The organism is Peribacillus sp. NPDC058002, from assembly GCF_042886655.1.
GTDB lineage: Bacteria > Bacillota > Bacilli > Bacillales > DSM-1321 > Peribacillus > Peribacillus aracenensis.
Genome location: NZ_JBHVQU010000302.1, coordinates 1 through 3,826 on the forward strand (window position 1 = coordinate 1; position 3,826 = coordinate 3,826).

Here is a 3,826-nt window from a genome sequence, read left to right on the forward strand (position 1 = left end):
GCCAAAAATCAGACCAGCATTCGATGAAGAATTCTTAGTAAATCACTCAGCTAAAAAATAATTATGAAAAACGACACTCAAAAGTGCTCCTCCAAAAACGTAAAAAAGTTCACTTTTTTTAGGAAGGCGTATCAGTCCAAAGAAGAAAAGGATAAGAATGACTATAAGAGAAGCAGTAAAAATTCTCAAAGAGGTTATTGTTACGGGCTGTGTATTCGCAACTAAAATTTTAATAACCGAGACATTTAACCCCCAAGTAATCATTATTCCGGTAAGTAAGATGTATATTCTCAAAAGACTCATTCCAAACAACCTTTCAAACTTATTTAACAATTGATATATTATACAACTTTCTCCAAATTAATAGCAAAGAGTAAATTTGATGGAAAGCCCGAGGGTGAAAAATCAGAAACTCTTAATCATTAAAAAAGAGGGAAGGAATAATTCTTTCCACTTTACCGCAATAGGGCTTTTTATCATAAATTATACTGAAAAATAAAATGGAAAAACTGCGAATAAAAATAAAATTAGAAATTATCAAACTTTTCTATTGTTTTTGATAGGGTTTTCATTTACAATTTCCTTATGATTTACCAAACCGGTTTAGTACTTTACTAAATCGATTTATCTAAAGTGTAATGAAAATGATATGATCAGATGTTTTTTGTTTTCATTTGTGATTGTTCGAAAGAAGGAGGTACTGTATTGTCATCAAAATATGGTGTTTTAACGCTTGGCGACGCCATGATTACGCTAAATCCGGAAGAGACAGGACCTTTAAGATTCGTAAACCGTTTCGAGCGAAAAGTAGGAGGCGCTGAACTGAATTTTGCGATTGGCTGTGCAAGGCTTGGAATGCGGGCAAAATGGATAAGCCGATTGGGCAAGGATGAGTTCGGTAAAGTTATCTATAATTTCGCTCGTGGGGAAGGCGTGGACATGAGTGATGTTGCCTATGTAAATGGATATCCAACATCTCTTAACTTTAAAGAAATCCGGGAAGATGGTTCCGGAAAGACATTTTATTACCGCTATCAATCTCCCATTTTAACTTTAAAGCCGGGAGATATAACAGAGAAGATGTTTGAAGAGATTGATATAGTCCACCTTACTGGCGTATTTTTGGCCATAGATCCCAAAAATGTGGATATTGCCAAGAGGGTAATGGATATTGCAAAACAAAAAAATATACCTGTTTCTTTTGATCCGAATATCCGCTTAAAGCTATGGTCCATCGAGGAAGCAAGATCTGTATATTGTGATATATTTCCATATGTTGATATTTTGCTTACAGGTTTGGATGAAATAAGATTGATCATCGGAACGGACTCTAAAGAATCTTTGGCGGAATTCGCAAAGGTGAATGATATTGATCAGCTTGTCATTAAGGACGGGAAACATGGTTCAAAACTTTATACCAAAAGTGAATGGCATGAAAAAGAAGCATTCCCGGTTATACCTGTTGATACTGTTGGTGCGGGAGATGGTTATGATGCAGGTTATATTTACGGATATCTTCATGGCTTACCAATTGATGAAAGGTTGACATTCGCAAATGGTGTAGGAGCTCTTGTCACCACTGTTGCAGGCGACAATGAAGGCTTACCATATTTGGATGAAGTAATGCCTTTCATACAGAATGATGCTGTTATAGAAAGATAGCTGACTAAAAAGAAATGGGGGGAGAAAATGGCAACAGTAACGATACAAGCGGAGGAAGCAAAACGATTAGTCATACAACAGCTGACCAAAGTGGGTTTAAATGAAAAAAATGCCGGGAAAATCGCGGAAGTATTGGTTCATGCCGATCTCAGAAACGTCAATTCCCATGGTGTTTTGCGAACAGAGCATTATGTGAACCGTTTACAGGCAGGAGGCATAAATCCCGATGCCCGGATTTCCTTCCAAAAGACAGGGCCAGTTACCGGTGTGGTTGATGGAGATGATGGTTTTGGGCATGTGATTAGCGACGTGGCCATGGACCATGCAATCGATATGGCTAGAGATAATGGCGTTGGCATGGTGACAGTTTTTAATAGCAGCCATTGCGGAGCACTAAGCTATTTCGTTCAAAAAGCCGCTGATGCAAAGTTGATTGGCATCGCGATGTCACATACCGATAAAATTGTGGTCCCGTTCGGAGGAAAAACATCATTTCTTGGTACCAACCCAATCGCTTACGGAGTTCCTGCCAAAACGAAGAAACCCTTTATTCTTGATATGGCAACATCCAATGTTGCTCTGGGGAAAATCCTCCAGGCACGCGAAGAAGGAAAGGAAATCCCAGAAGGATGGGGAGTGGATGAAAATGGAGCTAATGTGACAGACCCGAATAAAGTCGTTTCCCTTTCCACTTTCGGAGGTCCGAAAGGCTATGGCCTATCCGTAATTGTGGATGTGTTTTCTGGATTATTGGCCGGTGCGGCATTTGGTCCGCACATTGGGAAAATGTATGACGACCTTGATAAGAAACGGAAGCTGGGACATTATTTTTGTGTAATTAATCCTTCGTTCTTTACGGATACTGATATATTTTTAGAGCAAATGGATCAAATGATCGAAGAGCTTCGACAGGTTGAACCTGCTCCAGGATTCGATCGCGTATATGTACCGGGTGAGATTGAACAAATCAATGAAGAAAAAAACCTGAAACAAGGTATTACGATAGCATCAAGTGTTTATGAATTTCTTACAAAGTAGGTGGGGAAATGAAAGCGGTTCAAGTACGGAAAGCTCATGAACTGATCATTCAAGAAGTGGAAAAACCTCGGATTTCAAACTCTACGGATGTCCTTGTGAAAGTAAAAAGAGTCGGGATTTGCGGATCGGATATGCATATTTATCATGGTACGAATCCACTTGCTACACTGCCGCGAGTCGTTGGACATGAAGTAGCGGGAGAAGTTGTGGAGATAGGTCAAGATGTCGCGGGCATAAAAGTGGGGGACCACGTTGTTATTGAGCCCATCAGTTATTGCGGGGAGTGTTATGCCTGCCGCAAAGGCCGCCAAAATGTTTGTGAAAAACTGTCCGTTTTTGGCGTGCATGAAGATGGTGGAATGAGGGAATGGTTCGTCCTTCCGGAGAAACAATTACATGTCGTGGATCCCGCTTTAGCTTGGGAAGAAATAGTATTGGCTGAGCCATACACTATCGGCGCACAGGCCGTATGGAGAGGCGAAGTGGAGGAAGGAGAAACAGTGCTTATCCAGGGAGCTGGGCCTATTGGCATTTGCATATTAAAGATGGCAAAGCTTCAAGGAGCATCAGTGATGATCACGGATTTAAGTGATGAGCGTTTGGAATTCGCTAAAGAAAGCGGCGCCGATATCACCGTCCATGCTGGTAAAGAAGATGTTCAAAAACGAGTGGAAGAATGGACGAATGGCGAAGGGGCCAACGTCGTCATTGATGCAGTATGCTTGCCGATGACATTTGAATTGTCCTTCGATGTCGTGTCAACGGCGGGGCGGATTGTCGTACTCGGTTTTGATGAACGTCCTTCATCGGTTTCCCAGCTACCGATCACAAAAAAGGAAGTATCGGTGAAGGGGTCTAGATTGCAAACCGATCAGTTCCCAAAAGTGGTAAAACTTTTGAATGAAGGAAAACTCAGACATGAAGGTTTAGTTACCCATACATTTTCGCTCGATAATATCCAGGAAGCATTTAATTTTGTTGAAAATCATCCCGAACAAGTTCGAAAAGCGATCATCGTTTTTAATTAAGGGGTAGGGGGTAGGAGCTATGGATAAACATTCAATCATACATCGAATAACGGAATCGAAAGTTGTAGCTGTAATCCGGGGACAGGATGCAAAGGAGG

Annotated in this window: 4 protein-coding genes; 3 read left to right on the top strand and 1 reads right to left on the bottom strand. The window is 41.0% G+C overall.

The window, feature by feature from the left end:
- Nucleotides 1–42: 42 nt before the first annotated feature.
- A complete protein-coding gene (locus ACFVSH_RS23910; protein WP_387708217.1) occupies nt 43–303 on the bottom strand; it encodes an EamA family transporter in 261 nt (86 codons plus the stop codon).
- A 402-nt stretch (nt 304–705) separates the two neighbouring features.
- Between ACFVSH_RS23910 and ACFVSH_RS23915 the strand changes: the two genes are divergently transcribed.
- The 3 genes from ACFVSH_RS23915 to ACFVSH_RS23925 are packed head-to-tail and all read left to right on the top strand — an operon-like array spanning nt 706 to nt 3,728.
- On the top strand, nt 706–1,662 hold the full coding sequence (locus tag ACFVSH_RS23915) for a sugar kinase (RefSeq protein ID WP_387599070.1): 957 nt from the start codon (nt 706–708) through the stop codon (nt 1,660–1,662).
- Nucleotides 1,663–1,689: 27 nt separating this feature from the next.
- On the top strand, nt 1,690–2,700 hold the full coding sequence (allD, locus tag ACFVSH_RS23920; protein WP_387599068.1) for an ureidoglycolate dehydrogenase: 1,011 nt from the start codon (nt 1,690–1,692) through the stop codon (nt 2,698–2,700).
- Between the two features lie 8 nt (nt 2,701–2,708).
- A complete protein-coding gene (locus ACFVSH_RS23925; RefSeq protein ID WP_387708219.1) occupies nt 2,709–3,728 on the top strand; it encodes a zinc-binding alcohol dehydrogenase family protein in 1,020 nt (339 codons plus the stop codon).
- Nucleotides 3,729–3,826 lie beyond the last annotated feature (98 nt).